This window comes from Colwellia sp. 1_MG-2023 (assembly GCF_030546755.1).
In the GTDB taxonomy this organism is placed as follows: Bacteria; Pseudomonadota; Gammaproteobacteria; order Enterobacterales; family Alteromonadaceae; genus Thalassotalea_H.
In genome coordinates this window covers 331453-350184 of record NZ_JAUOPE010000003.1, presented here as the reverse complement: position 1 = coordinate 350184, position 18732 = coordinate 331453, and the positions used below count along the sequence as shown (strand labels likewise).

Below are 18732 nucleotides of genomic sequence, written 5' to 3'. Positions count from 1 at the left end.
TGAATTTTTTTGATCTATGTTCTAAATCAAAACATCTAAAATAACGCGTTAACAATTAGAAATTAATCAAATAACTTCTTTACCAATCATGAACTTAGTTTTAACAAAAATATAACGTTTGTTTTTTGACCAGAAATACGAACAAACTCGTGGTATAAATGCTCTAATAAAGTTGTTGCAAGCGCAAAATCCGTTTGCTATAAATTGTCCCGCGCTAACGGAAAAGAATAATAATAAAAAGATAAAACTAAGAAGAAGCTAGTAAAACTAGACCACACAGCGAGCATTTCAAGCCTTACTTTTGTAAGGCTTTTTTATTGCCTGAATTATAAAAAGTGCGCTATTAATTCAACGTTACAATTCACCAGAAATAACGATTAATAAACAAAAAATAAAACTTTAAACATTTTATTTTAAATTAATTTGAACTTATTCAGAAAACGCTGCTCTTACTATGCAGAAGTGTTATCTCCCATAGTATTTCATGTTTTTATAATGCATTTGTTTGAATTCAAGCAAATGCTTTTTTTTGTCCAAAATTTAACAAAACTTTCCCATAAAAAAACTCGTATTTTCAAGCATTGATAACGGCTAAAAATACGAGCTTATTTTTACGCGTTAACGTTTAACTTAGTGTTAACGTTTAACTTAGTGTTAACGTTTAACTTAGTGTTAACGTTTAACTTAGTGTTAACGTTTATTTTTCGAAGTAAAATTTATGACGCTTATTATCATAATTTCCTTCTTCGTTCATGGTTTCGCTGTTATATAACCGACCGTTCACCATGGTATATATCACGCGATCTGATAAGCGAATATCTTGGGTAATATCACCATCAACCACAATAATGTCAGCTAATTTACCCACTTTAAGTGAACCAATTTGGCTATCTAAGCCTAAGGTTTTAGCCGGATTAATGGTAGAGGTTCCTAATGCTTGCAGCGGTGTCATACCGCCTTGTGCCATCATCCACATTTCCCAGTGCATGGCTAAGCCTTCACGTTGTCCATGACCACCTGCGTTAATCGTTACCCCTAAGTCTTGTAACTCAGTAGCAACCGTGGCGACATTGATATGGTTATAATGATGATGCGGCGCTTTTGGACGACGCATTGAACGAGGGTCTAAAATTTCACTCGGTACATATTTACTTAAACGTGGATGCTTCCATACATCTGTTGTGTCATACCAGTAATTTTCGCCAGCAATGCCACCAAACGCTACTCCCATAGTCGGGGTATAAGCCATTGCCGATTGCGACCATAGTTGCTTAACATCATCATATATTGCGGCCGTAGGAATAGAGTGTTCTAACGTAGTATGGCCATCAATAAGCATGGTTAAGTCATGTTGCAGTAATGAACCGCCTTCTGGCACCACCATCATTTCTGCTTCACGTGCCGCTTGTATAAATTGTTGACGTTGATTTCTACGTGGTTGGTTGTAACTTTTAACGCTAAATGCGCCTACTTTCTTTAAACGTTCGACATGAAATTTAGCGTCATCTAGTTTATCAACATGTGCGGTATAACCTGCGACCGTTGCACCATATAAAATAGTACCGGTTGAAAACAAACGTGGCGCAACAATTTGACCCGTTTTTTGCATTTCACTTGCCGCGAAAAATTCAGTGGTATCATTAGATGGATCATGAATCGTTGTCACTCCTAAGGCTAATCCAGCATAATTTTCCCAGTTTTGCTCTGGAATAATTTCGCTACTGCCTTGCGAGCCATGTGCATGAGCATCGATAATACCAGGCATGATAGATTTACCCGTAATATCTACTATGTTGGCATTGCTTGGAATATCGACATTACCTTTCGTGCCTATTGCAGAAATTTTATTGCCGTTAACCACTACAACGCCATTTTCGATAATATTTTCGCCTTCCATAGTGATCACTTTTCCACCAACAAACGCCACTACACCGGCTGGTTTATCAGCTTTTTTCTTAAACCCTAAGTGAGTAACCACAGGCTCAGACTGTTGCTTTTCAGATTCAGCTTTTGCGTTAAAATCAAATAAACCATCAACAGAGGCTTGATATAAGTCAGCACCTAAGCTCCAATACAACTCATCAGAGTTACCATTCCAGTTTATGCCCTCGCCAGCTCTCACTGAAAGTTGCACAACAGGTAAATTTTTAGCGCTTGGACCAGTATCAATCACATCACCACGTTCAATAAACGGCGTAACAAATACTTTAAAGCGCTCAGCAAATGCTAAGTGTTTTCCGTCTGGAGATACTTGGTACTCTGTGGCAAATTTACCTTGATATAAAGCTTGTTCTTTTTTATCGGTTAAATTCACTTTTACTAGTTGTGTATTTTTACCTTGTTTGATCAAGTAAATATGATCGTTATTCGCACCGAAATGTGGTTTAACACCAGATTCAGTAATTAAACGTGCTTCGCCGCCTTTTGTTGATACCGTATATACGCCGGAATTTAATCCCCATTTAGGATCTAAAATAGCGCCACCGGATACTTTACGATATACCACAGTTTTACCGTCTGGCGAAAAACTAGGTTCAACATATTTTCCTGGTTCATCCGTGATCACTTTGCCTTTACCACCACGCGTTGATATCACACGCAATGAGCCAAGTTTATTATCATCCCAAGTAGCAAACACTACGTTTCTACCATCACGAGAAAAGCTCGGATTTAATTCAAAATGCTCTTTCTGTCTTGTTAAACGTTTTGCTTTACCTGTTGTTTTGCCATTGGCAATACTCTGAATATAAATGTGACCTAACGACTCAAAAACCACTTTTCTGCCGTCAGGAGAAACCTCAACATCGCGCAACATTTTTATATCAACATTATCTTGGTCAATGTCTTGCTGAAAACGTAAATTAGTTTGAATTTTCTTTGCCGTTTTCACATGAAAAGGGATCACAGCACTTTTACCGGTGTTAATATTCAACTTATTGATATGACCACCTGCCCAAAACACCATACCGTCGCTTTCAGGTAACCATGCCATGTTGGGATAAACTCCGTGAATTGCCCAAGTTTCTTGCATATCGCGGTCTAAACCGGTGAAAATTTTTCGCTCTTCACCACTTTTTAAATCATATAAATATAAATTGGACTGAAAATCGTCACGGCTAACATAGGCAAGATATTTACCATCGGGTGATGGTACCGGACGAATCGCGCCACCTTTACCCGAAATAATGACATCAATCTCGCCAGTCGCTAACTCAAGACGTTTAATTTTATAAATGCCTTTTTCAGAGTCTTTACTGTAATGAAACGTTTTGCCTGGTGTTGCATCTTGAGAAAAATAGACATATTTTCCATCATGAGAAAAAGCCGGCTCACCTAAATCTTTTTGCTCATTCGGCCGTTTAGTTAACATTACGCCACTGCCGCCGGTTTTATGGTAAAGCCATACTTCGCCCGCTCCTAACGATCGCGAACCGGTATAATGCTTTCGACCCACAAGGTAATTACCATCAGGTGACCAAGCAGGGCTATTTAATAAACGAAAGGTTTCTGAGCTAACGGCTTTGCCTTCACTACCATCCGCTTTCATTATCCATAAGTTATCGCCACCGTCTTCATCGGAAGTAAAAGCAATGTGTTTGCCATCTGGACTAAAACGAGGTTGCATCTGCCAAGCAATATCCGTCATTAATGCTTTAGCTTCTCCGCCGGTGATCGGCATTGTATAAATATCGCCTAATAAATCAAAAACGATATTTTTACCATCGGGACTAATATCTACATTCATCCACGTACCTTGGGTGACGTCAATATTAGCGGTTTTAAAAACACCTTGTGGATCATTTACTGACCATTTTTCTGACTTGTTTTCGTCTTCAAAAAAAGCAGAACTTGACGATGAAAACGCTAAAGCCATTGATATAGCAATGCTTTTAATGGGTGTTGTTTTTATATTAAAAAAATGAGGCATGCTTGTTGTACCTAATAGTTTGAAAAATAATGTCATTAAACGTTGTGATAGTTATGTTTAAGGTATGCAATTATCGTTATTATTTTATCTATTCAATAATTGTATACAATTTTGATTATGATAATAAAACACACTTTTAACAGAGAATAAAGTGTGTTTCGATAAATAACTTTTTTTCGGGGGTAGATGGAGATTTATCTAAAGAAGATAAAGCAATAATCGGTAAAACTTAACCAATCAATCATAGTTTATAATGCTTAAATTGCGGAAATTAGATTATTTTTGGTAACCCCAACGCGGCATAATTTTTTGTTCAACATTCAGGTGATCTAATATTCTGCCAACCATAAAATCAATTAAATCATTGATAGATTCAGGGTTGTGATAAAAACCGGGTGCAGCTGGCATAATAGTCACGCCCATTTGCGATAAACTCAGCATATTTTGTAAATGAATAGTCGAAAAAGGCGTTTCACGAGGCACTAAAATGAGCTGTCCTCTTTCTTTAATCACCACATCGGCCGCGCGTTCTATTAAATTATCACTCATCCCTTGACTGATCGCCGCTAAGGTACCTGTAGAGCATGGACACACCACCATTTTTTTGGGTGCCGCAGATCCCGAAGCAACCGGTGAAAACCATTGTTCTTTGCCAAAAAAGGTAATTTGACCGTCTTTTGCTTTAAATTTATCCGTTAATACTTTACTGGCGGCATCTGGCGAGCTCGGTAGCTTCAAGCCCACCTCTGTATCAAACACCACACGCGCAGCACTTGAGCAAAGAATATATAGTTGAAATTCAGCCGCCACTAAGCACTCGATTAACCGTAATGCATATAAAGAGCCTGAAGCTCCTGTTATCGCAATCGTTATTTTTTCTTTAAAATCATTCATGCTCAATTCCTACTTTAACTTGCTAATCCAGTTAGTAATTTATCGTGAATACCACCAAAACCGCCATTGCTCATCACCACAATGGTATCACCTGCTTGAGAGTCACGGATGATTTGCTCAATAAATTCATCAAAATTATCGCTTACATAACAAGGTTGCTGACAATCGGCAATTAATGCTTCAACCGACCATTGCACTTTATCTCCTTGAAAAACATAGACAGCATCCGCTTCATTTAAAGACGACGCGAGCGTATCTTTATGAACGCCAGATTTCATGGTGTTTGAACGTGGCTCTAATACAGCAATGATTCGACGAACTTCTTCAGCATTTGCTGAGCTTTGCTCGATATTCTTTACACCAACATTTGCGCGTAAGCCTGCTAAGGTTTTCCGAATGGCGGTAGGATGATGCGCAAAATCATCAAAAACACGAATTCCCTTCACCTCACCTCGTAATTCTAATCGTCGTTTTGTGTTAACAAATTCGGCAAGGGCATCAATAGCAACATGAGCAGGAACGCCGGCGTTACGTGCCGCAGCGATAGCCATTAAACCGTTATCAACATTAAAGTCACCAATTAAAGACCATTTAACTGTACCTTGTACTTCACCTTTAAAGCGAACGATAAATTCACTGCCATCAGCAATTAATTTTTCAGCATGCCAACCTTGAGCTAAATTTTCTTGCGTTAAGTTATTTTGCTCCGTACTCACTTCAACAGGTGTCCAGCATCCTTGTGCTAACGTGTCAGTAACCGCTTGCTCACTTTGTGGGTAAATCACCAAACCATTGCTTGGCACCATTCTGATTAAATGATGAAATTGTCGTTGGATATCACTCAGATCATTAAAAATATCCGCGTGATCAAATTCCATATTATTGATCACTAACGTACGTGGCCGGTAATGAACAAACTTAGAGCGTTTATCAAAAAACGCCGTGTCGTACTCGTCCGCTTCAATCACGAAAAACGGAGCATCCCCTAATCGTGCCGAAAAATCAAAGTTTTGAGGAACACCACCAATTAAAAAGCCTGGCTTCATGTGTGCATATTCTAAGATCCAAGTAAGCATTGAACTTGTGGTTGTTTTGCCATGCGTGCCAGAAACTGCTAACACCCAACGGTCTTTTAAGACATTTTCAAGCAACCATTGTGGTCCAGAAATATAAGGAATATTTCGGTCTAACACATGTTCAACCATCACATTGCCACGCGCCATGGCATTGCCAACTATCACTAAATCTGGCTCATCATCTAAATGCTCAACTAAGTAGCCTTGCTTTAATTCAATGCCTAATTGCTCTAGTTGGGTACTCATTGGTGGGTACACATTCGCATCACAACCAGAAACACGATGCCCTAATTGTTTTGCAATGGCAGCAATTCCGCCCATAAATGTGCCACAAATACCTAAAATATGAAGATGCATAACTTTCCTAAAACACTTTTTCGCTCAATTTCTTGGTACAAAAATTAAGGATGTACCTTTATCTCGCTAATATACCCAAATCACATTGAAAAAACACAATTGTTGCCATAAGTTAATCATTTAAAATGCTAAAATCAGCTTTTGCGTGAATTCTTCCCTGTTTTTTAAGCATTCATTTATGCTAGGTTATTCATTCAACGCTTTACTGTAAGGAAACTTGTGACTTCTCCCATTGTACAATCGCTTCATATTTATCCGATAAAATCTACCGCAGAAATCGCGTTATCAAAAAGTTGGATTGATGACTTTGGTCTTAGTTTTGATCGACGTTTTGTTGTCACTGATCTTAACGGGCAATTTATCACGGCACGCACTCAACCTAAACTGTGTTTAATCCAAAGTTATTTAACTCCTAAAGGATTAGTATTAACCGCACCTAACATGCCAGAGCTAGAAGTTACCTTCGCGAACTTTAGCGAACAATATCATGTTGTTACTGTATGGAAAGATGATATTAATGCTTTATATTGCCATCAACATTATGACAAATGGTTTAGTCAATATTTGAATTTGCCCTGCCAATTACATTTTTTTGCTGATAAATCATCTCGCAAAGTTAACAATAGTGACAAGCAAGTTGGCTTTGCCGATGGCTATCCTTTGCTATTGATTTCACAAGCGTCGTTAAATGATTTGAATAACCGATTAACCACGCGCTATGGCGATAACGCTAGTGTCTCTATGACACAATTTAGACCCAATATTGTCGTTAACGACACAATGGCCTTTGCCGAAGATGGCTGGCAACGCATTCGTATTGGTGACATTGAATTTGAGGTAGTTAAACCTTGTAGCCGCTGTGTTTTCACTACTATAGATCCAAACAATGCTGAAAAACACCCAAACCAAGAGCCTTTATCAACCCTTAAGTCTTATCGTCAGGTTGCAAAAGGCGATGTTATGTTTGGGCAAAATATCATTCCCTTAAGTAAAGGACAAATCAAGCAAGGCGATAACGTCACCATATTAAGTCACCAAGCTCCACTTCACTTTATTCCGAATCAGAAAATATACAGTGAAGAGAGTAAAGAAGACAATAAGCCAGAAAATAAACAAGAGAATAAACAAGTGAACGAAACCGCAATTTCAGAAACTATCATCCCTAAGAAAGTGAATATAAGTTTTGATTCTTGGAATAAAAATCATAAGGGAAACACCCAAGAGCCTATTTTAGATCAAGGGGAAGCAGCAGGATTAATTTTGCCCTACTCATGCCGCGGTGGCATGTGTGGCCGTTGCAAAATAAAGTTAAATGCCGGTACAGTTAAACAACTGGCGGATGATGGCTTAACCGATGACGAAAAAGCGCAAGGCTATATCTTAGCGTGTAGCAGTATTCCGCAGTCTGATTTAGTCGTCAGCTCAAATTAATCATTTAGTTAATCTTTAAGCTGAAAATAAAAGTGGCATCTTCATGTTAAAGTTAAATTGTGATTTAGGTGAATTAACCGGCGTCGAAAATAATGACGCGTTAATTATGCCATTGATAGATCAAGCCAATATTGCGTGTGGTGGACATGCTGGCGATTATCAAAGTATGGTCACTACTGTAAAGCTAGCCAAAAAATATCGTGTCATGATTGGCGCTCATCCGAGTTATCCAGATCGAGAAAACTTTGGTCGTCTGTCGATGGCAATTGAAGCAGCCGAATTGCAATCGAGTTTAACACAGCAAATCAATAACCTAAGTGAAATATGTAACCAACACAATACCCAATTAAGTTATATAAAGCCCCATGGCGCTTTATATAATGACATGATGCAAAAGTTCTCTATCTTTGAAACCGTCTGTCATACTCTTTCACAAAGTGCAGAAAAACTCCCTTTAATGATCCAAGCTTTACCCGATACTAAGCATTATCAAAAAATAGCTAAGAAATATGGTATTTCTCTAATATTTGAAGCGTTTGCCGATAGAGCTTATCAAGCCAATGGCTTATTAGTACCACGTTCACAAGCCGGCGCAGTTTTGCATCATCAATATTCAGTGATTGCTCAAATAACACAATTGATAAAACATCAACAGTTAACCAGTATAGATGGCAGAAAACTAAACTTACATGTCGATAGCTTATGCGTGCACGGTGACAATGACGCGGCACTTGCCCTAATTAGTGCGCTAAGAAACTTGCTCAATGAATAATATTATTATTCACCCTAGTAGTGAAAATAGTGTGTTGATCACGTGGCCAGAAAAAATTTGTCCTAATCAACATCAGCAAATTTTAAAAACTTTATCCCTGTTAAACACTGAATTGAATAACGTTAGCGACCCTGTCGTATTTGAGTCAATTGCTAGCTACAACTCGATCATGATTTATTATTACTTTAATAAAATCAGTTTTCAGCAATTAAAAAAACGCATTAGCGATTGTATTGAACTTGTTATCAATACCAACAAAGCAGTACAAGAAAAATCTTTAACTATTGAAATACCGGTTTATTATGGTGAAGAGGCAGGGTGGGATTTATCTAACGTCGCTAAACAGTGTCAACTTTCCTTAAAGGAAATTATCACACTACACAGTCAACAAGTATATCGATCTTACGCATTAGGTTTCACGCCCGGTTTTTGCTATTTGGGAACCTTAAATGAACAACTCGTGTTACCCAGAAAAGCAACGCCAAGGTTACAAGTCCCTAAAGGTGCAGTCGCCATTGCCGAACAACAAACAGCGGTTTACCCTAATTCAAGTCCCGGTGGCTGGCATATTATTGGCCAAACGCCTGTAGATCTTTATCAACAAAACAAGGAGGCATTTACTCCTTTAATTCAAGTTGGCCAACAGGTGAAATTTACCGAAATTGATAAAGCAACCTACCTTGAGTTAGCAGGAAAACCTCCTTTTACTGAGGAAAAGCATTAATGCCATCACTCACTATTAGTCGATTAAAGGGCAATGCTACTTTTCAAGATTTAGGGAGAAATACTGCCCAACATCTTGGCTTTAGTGGCAGTGGCGCAGCAGATGAATATAGTTATTTATTAGCGAATATGCTTATTGGCAATACATTAACTAAAGATAAATCACTCAATAACATGCCCTCTTCAACAGCTTTAGAAATAACATTAGGGCAATGTTCTTTAGTCGCTAATGCCAGCTGTCAATTAGTGATTACCGGCGCTGATTGCCAAGCGCAGGTTTCACTCAAAAATGGCGAGCAGTTTGTCGTTAAAAACAATCAAGTTTTTACTTTATCGCAAGGTGATGAGCTGCATTTAGGATTACCGAAAACACAACTGCATAGTTACCTAGCGATTAAAGGAGGCTTTTATGCTAAAAAATGGCTTAACAGTGTTTCTCAAACAGGCAATGAGCAATCGTTAGGCTTTACCGAAGCATCATTAAAAGCAGGTAGTGAGCTTTCTTTTCAGCCTCATGAAACGACCTGCAGTGAAAGTTTACTAACAAAAAGCCTTCTCAATGATAATTTTCATCAATTAGAGCAACTTACCTTACGCTTTTTGCCAAGCCAGCTTTGGCACTTGTTAAATACAGATGTTACCCAACAATTTCTTGCGCAAGATTATGTCATTACACCTGTGAGTAATCGTATGGGTTATCGTTTAACTGGTGATGCACTTAAGTTAGATAACGTTGCAACCACTCTGTCAAAACCGATAAATTATGGCACCATACAATTACCACATGATGGACAGCCCATAGTATTAATGAAAGAACGACAAACCATTGGTGGCTATCCAACGTTAGGCACAGTAATACAAACCGATTTATTTCGATTAAGTCAAAAACGCCCAGGTGAAAAAGTCAGATTTATGCCGGCTACTTTATCGCAAGCCCAAGCTCAGTTACATGCTTTTCACTTGAAGTTTCAACAGTCAAAATAACGTTTTTAATAAAATTTACCGGCAAGAAAAACAACAGGGATGACCATTACATAAAATAAAACGTGAATTGTTGATAATCAGCGATTAGAATAGCCGCGTTTTCCACAGCATTCTGCAATAGGTTCTTTTGTGTTATTAATGATCGACAACTATGACTCGTTCACTTTTAATTTAGTGCATTATTTTCGAGCGCTCGGACAACAGGTTGAAGTACACCGTAATGATAAAATTACTTTAGATGCTATTGAAAAATTAGCGCCTAAAATGATTGTAATTTCACCGGGTCCTGGGGATCCTGATCATGCCGGCATTTCGTTACAAATCATCCAAAAGTTTGCTGGCGATATACCTATTTTAGGTGTTTGTTTAGGCCATCAATGTATTGCACAACACTTTGGCGCTAAAATAAAAAAAGCTCGAAAAGTTATGCATGGTAAAATCAGCCAAATTGTTCATAATGGACAAGGTTTATTTACCAAGTTAGATAATCCATTAACCGTTACCCGTTATCATTCTTTAATTGTCGATCAGCAACATTTTCCAAATGAGTTAACCATTACCGCTTGGACTGAAAATAAGCATAAAGAAATAGACGAAATAATGGCGATAGAGCATAAAAAACTTGCCATAGCGAGTGTTCAGTTTCATCCAGAATCAGTATTAACTGAACAAGGCAGCCAATTATTAAAAAATTTTATTTGTCGGTATGCTAATGTAATATCAAGATAATTAATGAATAAGTTTTTTTTGCCGATACTTTCTATGACGTTAACTTTTACTAACCATTCTTAAGAGCCAATGCAAATATTTGACGATAACGACACAGTTTCACCAATTTATCACCGTGCAATTTGTCTCACACTTGGGAAAGAGTTTGCAGAGAATAAAGATAATCCTACTTCAGTCATTGCCAAGCAAAACAGTGAGCAAGAAAATCGTCGTCGAGAACTTTTAGACGTTGAAGAACAAGCAAATGAAGCGCGTATTATTAAAGAACACGGCAAGTCACATTTTAAAACGCAAATGATGGCAAAGTTTTTCGCTCAAGTAACCGCAAAAGTGAATAACGAATTTGATAATAAAGAAAACCTTTACGCAAATATTCTGCACATTGAAGATGCCGCTCCAGATATTATGGAAATTTTATCGGTAAGAGCTGCCTCAATAAAACGTATTTCTCCTTTAGTAAAATCGCTTCCGTGGCTCGCAGACGAATTAATAACCTTAGTTAACAAACCACAATATCGTAAACGTGCTGATGTGCAAGTGAACGATCCTAATCTTGCGTTAACCTATGTCGGGCTTGAAAATTTAAAGTTAGTGATGCCAACGTTTATGTTAAAACATTGGCTACCGCCCAGCACAGCGCCCTTTGCGTTAATGAAAAGAAAATTATGGAATGACGCTTTATCTATCGCTTTAGCTTCACAAAAATTAGCTGAACAACAAGAGATAGATCCATTCACTGCGTTTTCTGCTGGAATGCTCAGTAACATAGGTTTATTAGCCGTCACTCGTTGCTTTATGCAAACTTACAATGATTTATATAAGCAAGAGCTAAAGGCAGCCTACGATGCTCGTGATAAACGTTTACATGATGTGTTAGTTGAATTTGAAATATCGCCGCAGCTTTTACTTGATCAATTGATCACAAGAAATACTCAAATTGCCGCCGACTTAGTTGAATTAATGCGTTTTGATCGCTTAGCGATTACCGAACCTTTATTTGATTTAGCCTATACTGCAGATTTTGACAAAATGTCACCTGTTGCCCAAATTGTAGTAAAAGCCAAAGCCTATGTAGCCTTTAGAAGTTTAGCGAAGGAAGGCTTAATTGAAAATGATGAAGCAAAAGCGCTACTCAGTGCAGCCAATGTCACGACAAAAGAAGTCGCAATTTTAAAGAAAGCAGATATTGATCACATAAAACTCAACTTTAAATAGGTTTTACTCATAATATTTACAATTTATTTTTGAGTATTTATGAATTTTCGAAAAGTCGCTATTATTGTTCAAGCAAGCTGCTTTCCTACGTGATGGAATAAATTAATCGCAATTCTTAATAAATTATAGTTATGCACTATAATTGAATAAAACCCTCCAACCCCTTATTTTACAAGGGCTTTGAGCAATTTCAAGCAAGACAAGTCTAATTTTATCTGTCATAATGCGCTGCAAATAATCAGCTACAATAATATTTCATTCAGCATTATATACAGCAAAATGAACGTGATGATTAACATACATAGATAAACGGCTAACAATAAAAGTAACGTCCGTTTAAAATAAGAGGAGTAGACAATGAGCAACCAAAATACGGTAAACCGTGAACTATTTGATGAAGTAATGGTACCAAACTATTCACCTTCGGCAGTGATTCCTGTGCGCGGTGAAGGTTCACGTGTTTGGGATCAGGAAGGTCGTGAATATATCGATTTTGCTGGTGGTATTGCCGTTAATTGTTTAGGCCATTGTCACCCTGCTTTAGTTAACGCGTTAAAAGATCAAGCGGACAAAATTTGGCATCTATCAAACGTAATGACAAACGAGCCGGCATTACGTTTAGCAAAAAATATTACCGATAACACCTTTGCTGATAAAGTTTATTTTGCTAACTCTGGTGCTGAATCAAACGAAGCGGCATTAAAGCTTGCTCGTCGTTGGGCACTTGATGTTCATGGTGCTGATAAAACACAAATCATCGCTTTCAAACAAGGTTTCCACGGCCGTACATTCTTTACCGTTACGGTAGGTGGCCAAGCAGCTTATTCCGATGGTTTTGGTCCTAAGCCAGGCGATATCTTTCATGCTGAGTACAATAATTTAGAAAGCGTTAAAGCGCTTATCTCAGATAAAACATGTGCAGTTGTAATGGAACCATTACAAGGTGAAGGCGGTATTGTTTCACCAACAGATGAATTTGTTCAAGGTGTACGTGAATTATGTAACGAACACAATGCTTTATTAGTATTTGATGAAGTACAAACAGGTGTTGGCCGTACCGGTGATTTATACGCCTATATGGGGTTAGGTATTACACCTGATATTTTAACCACAGCTAAAGCATTAGGCGGCGGCTTCCCTATCGGTGCAATGATCACAACAACTGAAATTGCTAAACACTTAAAAATTGGCACTCATGGCAGCACCTACGGTGGTAATCCATTAGCTTGTGCGGTTGCAGAAGCAGCCTTTAATACCGTCAATGACCCACAAGTATTAAATGGCGTGAAAGAAAAAGCCAAACTTTACGTAGATGGCTTAAATGCGATTAACGCTAAATATAATGTATTTAGCGAAATTCGTGGTAAAGGCTTATTAATTGGTGCGGTATTAAACGAACAATATCAGGGTAAAGCGAAAGACTTCTTAAATGCCGCTATGTCGGAAGGATTAATGACTTTAGTAGCGGGTGCAAGCATTGTTCGCTTCGCTCCATCTCTGGTTATTCCAAATAAAGATATCGCTGAAGGTTTAGCTCGATTTGAGCAAGCCGTTGCAAAAATTGTTAACGCCTAGTTTTCAATAAGTAGTATTCCTGTAACGCTCAAGTGAAATGATTCTTGAGCGTCATTTATCATCATTGAGATACTTTTTATGGTTATTATACGCCCTATTCAACTTAGCGATTACGATGCTTTACACCGTATTGCAATAGAATCAGGACACGGTTTTACATCACTACCGGTCAATGAAGAATTATTAACACAACGCATTCAACGTGCAGAAGAATCTTTCAATAAAGACGTAAAAGCGCCTGGCAATGAGGGCTACCTTTTCGTCATGGAAGATACAGAAACCGGTGAAGTTGTCGGTACCAGTGGTATTGAAGCGGCAGTAGGATTAGATGATGCATTTTACCATTATCATTTAGGTAAAGTCGTACATAGCTCTCGCGAATTAAATATTTATAACACGGTAGAAACTCTCTCTTTATGTAATGACTATACGGGCGCCTCTGAAATTTGCACCTTGTTCTTGTCGCAGAGTCATCGTAAAAATAATAATGGTCGATTCTTATCTCGAATGCGATTTTTATTTATTGCCGAGCATTTAGCACGCTTTTCACAAACCGTGATTGCTGAAATGCGCGGCGTGTCAGACGAAAACGGCCGTTCACCTTTTTGGAATTGGCTTGAAGAACATTTCTTCTCCATGGACTTTCCTACAGCGGATTACTTGACCGGAATAGGAAAAAAAGTGTTCATCGCAGAATTAATGCCAAAACATCCTATTTACGTCAATTTACTCAGTAAAGACGCGCAACAAGTGATCAACAAAGTTCATGAAAAAACAGTACCTGCATTACGTTTATTAGAGGCTGAAGGTTTTTGTCGACGAGGATATGTTGATATTTTTGACGGTGGACCAACCGTTGAAGCAAACGTTAATTCGATAAAATCAGTGAGTGAAAGTCATAAGTGCCAAGTACTTATCGGCGAAGTTAACTCTGATGATAATTACATTATTTGTAACACAGAAGTTGCTAATTTCAGGGCGGTTCAAGCGTCATTATTACTGAGAGAAACGGCAAATCAAGCCGTTATTAGCTTAGCAACAGCAAATGCGCTTAATGTCACCGAAGGTGATTGGATTCGCTTAATAAAAAATTAAATAATTAACTCTTTTATTTATCAATATAAACATAGATTTATAACATTATTTAAGAGTAATGAGGAAAAGAATATGACGCACCCTATACAATTTATTAATAACGAATGGCTCAATGGTCAAGGCGATGAGGTTTCATCGGTAAACCCAGCAAAAAACGAGGTTATTTGGCAAGGTAAAAGCGCGACTGCTGAACAAGTTGATGCCGCCGTAAAAAGTGCTCGTACTGCATTTGAAATCTGGTCACAAACTCCCGTAGAAGAAAGAATCGCTTTAACTGAAAAGTTTGCTGAATTGTTAGCTGAAAATAAAGAAAGCTTAGCTAAAACTATTGCATTAGAAACTGGTAAGCCTTTATGGGAAACCCGTACCGAAGTGGGCGCTATGGTAGGCAAAATTGCCATTTCAATTAAAGCGTATAATGAGCGAACTGGCACTGTTGAAAATCCTATGCCGGGTGCGAAAGCTTTTATTCGACATAAACCACATGGCGTAGTTGCCGTATTCGGCCCATACAATTTCCCAGGTCATTTACCAAATGGTCACATTGTCCCTGCTTTAATTGCCGGTAACACACTCGTATTCAAGCCTAGTGAATTAACGCCGTTAGTTGCGCAAGAAACGTTAAAATTGTGGCAGCAAGCTGGCTTACCTGCCGGTGTAATTAATATGGTGCAAGGTGAAGTTGCCACAGGTAAAGCGCTTGCTAATCATCAACAAATTGATGGCTTATTTTTTACCGGTAGTTCAACCACAGGTAAATTTTTGCACGAACAATTTGGTGGGCAACCGGGTAAAATTCTCGCCTTAGAAATGGGTGGCAATAACCCATTAATCGTTAAAGGTGTTACTGATATTGATACGGTTGTTCACGACATTATTCAATCTGCTTTTATTACCACAGGGCAGCGTTGTACATGCGCTAGACGATTATTTATTGAAGCAGGCGAACAAGGTGATGCTATTTTAGCGAAACTTGTTGCTTCCACTCAGGCGATTAAAATTGGATATTTTGATGACGAAGAGCAACCATTTATTGGCTCGATGATTTCAGAAAAAGCAGCATTAGGTTTAGTACATGCACAAAAGCAATTAATTGAGCTTGGTGGTAAAGCATTATTAGCGCTGGAGCATAAAGAAGCAGGCACAGGTTTTGTTTCTCCTGGTATTATTGACGTTACTAACATTGCTGAAATGCCTGATGAAGAACATTTTGGGCCATTGTTAAAAGTTTATCGTTATACGGATTTTGATCAAGCGATTGATGAAGGTAACAACACCTCATTTGGATTATCAGCAGGTTTGTTAGCTGATGATGAAGCAGATTATCAACATTTCTTTAAACGCATTAGAGCCGGCATTGTTAATTGGAATAAACCAATAACAGGTGCTAGCAGTGCAGCACCATTTGGTGGTATTGGTGATAGTGGTAACCATAGAGCAAGTGCTTATTATGCCGCAGATTATTGTGCATACCCTGTTGCTTCCGTTGAAGCTGACAAAATGGTGATGCCTGCCACGTTATCGCCAGGTTTAACCATCAAATAATATGTATAAGCTAAGAAAACTTAAGGTAGCTGGTATTAAACCCAGCTTCTTTAAAAGCATAGATCAAATATAACCATTGCTTGCAGTGGTTAGTCCTCGTTGTTTCTCATTAAGTAAATAGCTCGCACTCATCATTGCTTGAAATAAACTCAATAAATTATTTATTTTTTTGTCGTAGGAACAATCAATGAAAACTCAAGTAATCGAACTTTTTAAAAACATTTGGCAAAACTACCTTGAAGTTACGCCATCAGCTGAGAAAATCCATCAACTACTTGGTACTGGTAGCGATTTAATCAATGATCACGTTGCTTATCGTACCTTTAATATTGAAAAAGTGGGTATCGCCAAACTGGCACAACACTTAATTGCATTAGGTTATAAAGAATGTGGTGAATATCATTTTGAAGCGAAAAAGCTTTACGCCAAACATTTTGAACATAGTGATAGCACTTTACCTAAAGTATTTATCAGCGAATTATTAGTAGAAGAATTTTCGCCAGAAGTACAAAAGATTATTCATCATTTAGTCGACTCGCTTGATGAATCGGTAATAGCTGATCCAAGCTTTTTATTTTCAGGTAAAAAGTGGCCATTAAGTTACGTTGACTATCAAACTTTACTTGCTGAAAGCGAATATGCAGCATGGCTTGCTGCATGGGGTTATCGCGCTAATCACTTTACTGTTAGCATTAACCATTTAGCGAATTATGACCACCTTGAAGACATTAATATTACCTTAAAATCTGCGGGGTTCACCTTAAACAGCACTGGCGGCGAGATAAAAGGAAATAGCGAAGTTAAGTTAGAACAATCTTCAACGATTGCCGACAAAGCCACGGTTGAATTTTCAGATGAAACTGTTGCTATACCTTCATGTTTCTATGAGTTTGCTAAACGATATCCGGCAGAAAATGGTGAGTTATACTCAGGTTTTGTTGCCGCTTCTGCAGACAAAATATTTGAAAGTACTAACGTAGCAGCTTAATCATTTACGCAATATATCGCAGTAGTTTCCCGTTAACAGAATACGTATTGCCTGTTAACGGGCTTATTCCACGTTGCACGCATGAAGGATATTGAAAATAAATCTACCTGTTCATTCACTCTAAATACTACTCTCTATTGTTTTAAGGTGTTTTTCGCTATATCGGTTATCGAAACCTCATGCGTGGCTCTATCTAAAACTTTCAACATATTTTGAGATTTTTTACCGTGTTGTTCTACGAAGGCTAAAATATTCTCACCATTACAATTGATATGTTTCGCAATAAATTGAAGCGACTTACCTGACGCTTTAATTTGATTCGCCATTGCTGCACGATTTCCTGAAGCTGCAGTTAAGCACAAATCTGTCGCTATCGATTGATCTGCTGCCACTAAGTCTGATGCTTTTGCTTGAACTGAAAAACCTGTAATCACTAATGCTGCTATCACAATTTTTTTAATATTCATGCTTACTCTCCTAAAATTAAAATCTTAAATATGACAAACAACCGCTGTTGTTATATTTAATAGTGACGTTAATTTTAAAAAAAGTTGTATTAAAAACGCATGTGAATGTAATAAGTCATGTCGATATGCATTGGCATTACAAGCTTTAATTCATCATTAATTACCTGCAAGCAATGATTATTTATAGCTTTTTATTTTATCTACACTAGTTATCCGAAAACGTACTTGTTTACATTCAGTCACCCTGAGAAACAATACCGGTCATTAATCGCAACGATAAATAACCATTGAAACATCAATAGCACCTCATTTTCCGCATAAAGTCTCTTCATTCAAAAACTCATTAACTCAATTGTATGCGGAAAATGGCACAATTTTTATTAGCTTGCCGCTTTAGGTGGATATCTACTGTAGTCTATCGAAAGTTCTGCCTGCTTGATTTCAGGAGAATTTTTTAATGAAAGGTAAAAACGGTATAAATCTTCTGAATCATCAGGAATTAATCGAAAAGTATTTGCTGCTATTTCAGAGATTGAACTTATCTTATAGGTTGCGGTTAATTGCTCAATATCAAAGGTTGATGTCACGACAACAATGCTTCCTTTAACAATTCCTACTTGTTGAATTGATGGGCTAAACACTTTTGTACCTTTTTCAAGAACCAAGCCGTGAACAATAAATTTTTCGCCATTAATTAATAATGTTTTTTTTGAGGTTTTATCAGTAAGTTCTTTATCCGCATTAAAGCTTTTATTTTTCAAATTCACTTTATGATTTTGTACTGATTTATCGGCTGATTTTTCTATTTCCGTACTAAGAGTTTGCTCTTCTTTTACTATAGGTTTATTGACTTCCTGACTATCTTCTCTTTGATTATTACACGCTAATAGTAAGCAACAGGTAGAAGCGAAAATAGCAGTTAATTTTAAATTCATAATTTTCTCCAGAAAATA

The 18732-nt window shown here is 37.7% G+C and carries 15 protein-coding genes; 10 read left to right on the top strand and 5 right to left on the bottom strand.

From position 1 onward, the window contains the following. Positions 1 to 697: 697 nt before the first annotated feature. The 3 genes from Q4493_RS05380 to mpl form a co-directional block, all read right to left on the bottom strand. On the bottom strand, positions 698 to 3928 hold the full coding sequence (locus Q4493_RS05380; protein WP_303449950.1) for an amidohydrolase family protein: 3231 nt from the start codon (positions 3926 to 3928) through the stop codon (positions 698 to 700). 276 nt (positions 3929 to 4204) lie between these two features. Continuing rightward, positions 4205 to 4822 (bottom strand): flavin prenyltransferase UbiX, encoded by a 618-nt coding sequence (locus Q4493_RS05375; protein ID WP_303449948.1) that lies wholly within the window; start codon positions 4820 to 4822, stop codon positions 4205 to 4207. A gap of 14 nt (positions 4823 to 4836) precedes the next feature. Further along, on the bottom strand, positions 4837 to 6255 hold the full coding sequence (gene mpl / locus Q4493_RS05370; protein ID WP_303449946.1) for a UDP-N-acetylmuramate:L-alanyl-gamma-D-glutamyl-meso-diaminopimelate ligase: 1419 nt from the start codon (positions 6253 to 6255) through the stop codon (positions 4837 to 4839). 219 nt (positions 6256 to 6474) lie between these two features. Between mpl and Q4493_RS05365 the strand changes: the two genes are divergently transcribed. From Q4493_RS05365 to Q4493_RS05320, 10 genes are all read left to right on the top strand, one after another. Beyond that, positions 6475 to 7686, top strand: coding sequence for a YcbX family protein (locus Q4493_RS05365; protein ID WP_303449944.1), 1212 nt, complete (start codon positions 6475 to 6477; stop codon positions 7684 to 7686). A gap of 43 nt (positions 7687 to 7729) precedes the next feature. Further along, the gene (locus Q4493_RS05360; protein WP_303449941.1) at positions 7730 to 8458 is read left to right on the top strand and encodes a 5-oxoprolinase subunit PxpA; all 729 of its coding nucleotides are present in this window, start codon (positions 7730 to 7732) and stop codon (positions 8456 to 8458) included. Further along, positions 8451 to 9182 carry a 5-oxoprolinase subunit PxpB gene (gene pxpB / locus Q4493_RS05355; RefSeq protein WP_303449939.1) on the top strand — a complete coding sequence of 244 codons (732 nt, stop codon included), beginning with the start codon at positions 8451 to 8453 and terminating at the stop codon, positions 9180 to 9182. The genes Q4493_RS05360 and pxpB overlap by 8 nt, the downstream gene beginning before the upstream one ends. Next, positions 9182 to 10165, top strand: coding sequence for a biotin-dependent carboxyltransferase family protein (locus Q4493_RS05350; RefSeq protein ID WP_303449937.1), 984 nt, complete (start codon positions 9182 to 9184; stop codon positions 10163 to 10165). Before pxpB ends, Q4493_RS05350 begins: the two co-directional genes overlap by 1 nt. A 129-nt stretch (positions 10166 to 10294) precedes the next feature. Further along, positions 10295 to 10894 (top strand): aminodeoxychorismate/anthranilate synthase component II, encoded by a 600-nt coding sequence (locus Q4493_RS05345; RefSeq protein WP_303449934.1) that lies wholly within the window; start codon positions 10295 to 10297, stop codon positions 10892 to 10894. A gap of 69 nt (positions 10895 to 10963) precedes the next feature. Continuing rightward, positions 10964 to 12109: an HDOD domain-containing protein gene (locus Q4493_RS05340; RefSeq protein WP_303449932.1), complete on the top strand. Its 1146-nt coding sequence runs from the start codon at positions 10964 to 10966 to the stop codon at positions 12107 to 12109. 357 nt (positions 12110 to 12466) lie between these two features. Beyond that, complete coding sequence (locus tag Q4493_RS05335; RefSeq protein ID WP_303449930.1) at positions 12467 to 13684, top strand: aspartate aminotransferase family protein; 1218 nt, start codon at positions 12467 to 12469, stop codon at positions 13682 to 13684. A gap of 78 nt (positions 13685 to 13762) precedes the next feature. Beyond that, positions 13763 to 14779, top strand: coding sequence for an arginine N-succinyltransferase (gene astA, locus Q4493_RS05330; RefSeq protein ID WP_303449928.1), 1017 nt, complete (start codon positions 13763 to 13765; stop codon positions 14777 to 14779). Positions 14780 to 14851: 72 nt separating this feature from the next. Next, the gene (gene astD, locus Q4493_RS05325; RefSeq protein WP_303449926.1) at positions 14852 to 16324 is read left to right on the top strand and encodes a succinylglutamate-semialdehyde dehydrogenase; all 1473 of its coding nucleotides are present in this window, start codon (positions 14852 to 14854) and stop codon (positions 16322 to 16324) included. A gap of 187 nt (positions 16325 to 16511) precedes the next feature. After that, positions 16512 to 17312 (top strand): DUF1338 domain-containing protein, encoded by an 801-nt coding sequence (locus Q4493_RS05320; protein ID WP_303449923.1) that lies wholly within the window; start codon positions 16512 to 16514, stop codon positions 17310 to 17312. Between the two features lie 134 nt (positions 17313 to 17446). Here Q4493_RS05320 and Q4493_RS05315 read toward each other — a convergent pair whose 3' ends face one another. Both Q4493_RS05315 and Q4493_RS05310 read right to left on the bottom strand, forming a co-directional pair. Beyond that, positions 17447 to 17779, bottom strand: coding sequence for a DUF3718 domain-containing protein (locus tag Q4493_RS05315; protein ID WP_303449921.1), 333 nt, complete (start codon positions 17777 to 17779; stop codon positions 17447 to 17449). Positions 17780 to 18159: 380 nt separating this feature from the next. After that, positions 18160 to 18714, bottom strand: coding sequence for a hypothetical protein (locus Q4493_RS05310; RefSeq protein WP_303449919.1), 555 nt, complete (start codon positions 18712 to 18714; stop codon positions 18160 to 18162). Between the last annotated feature and the right edge of the window lie 18 nt (positions 18715 to 18732).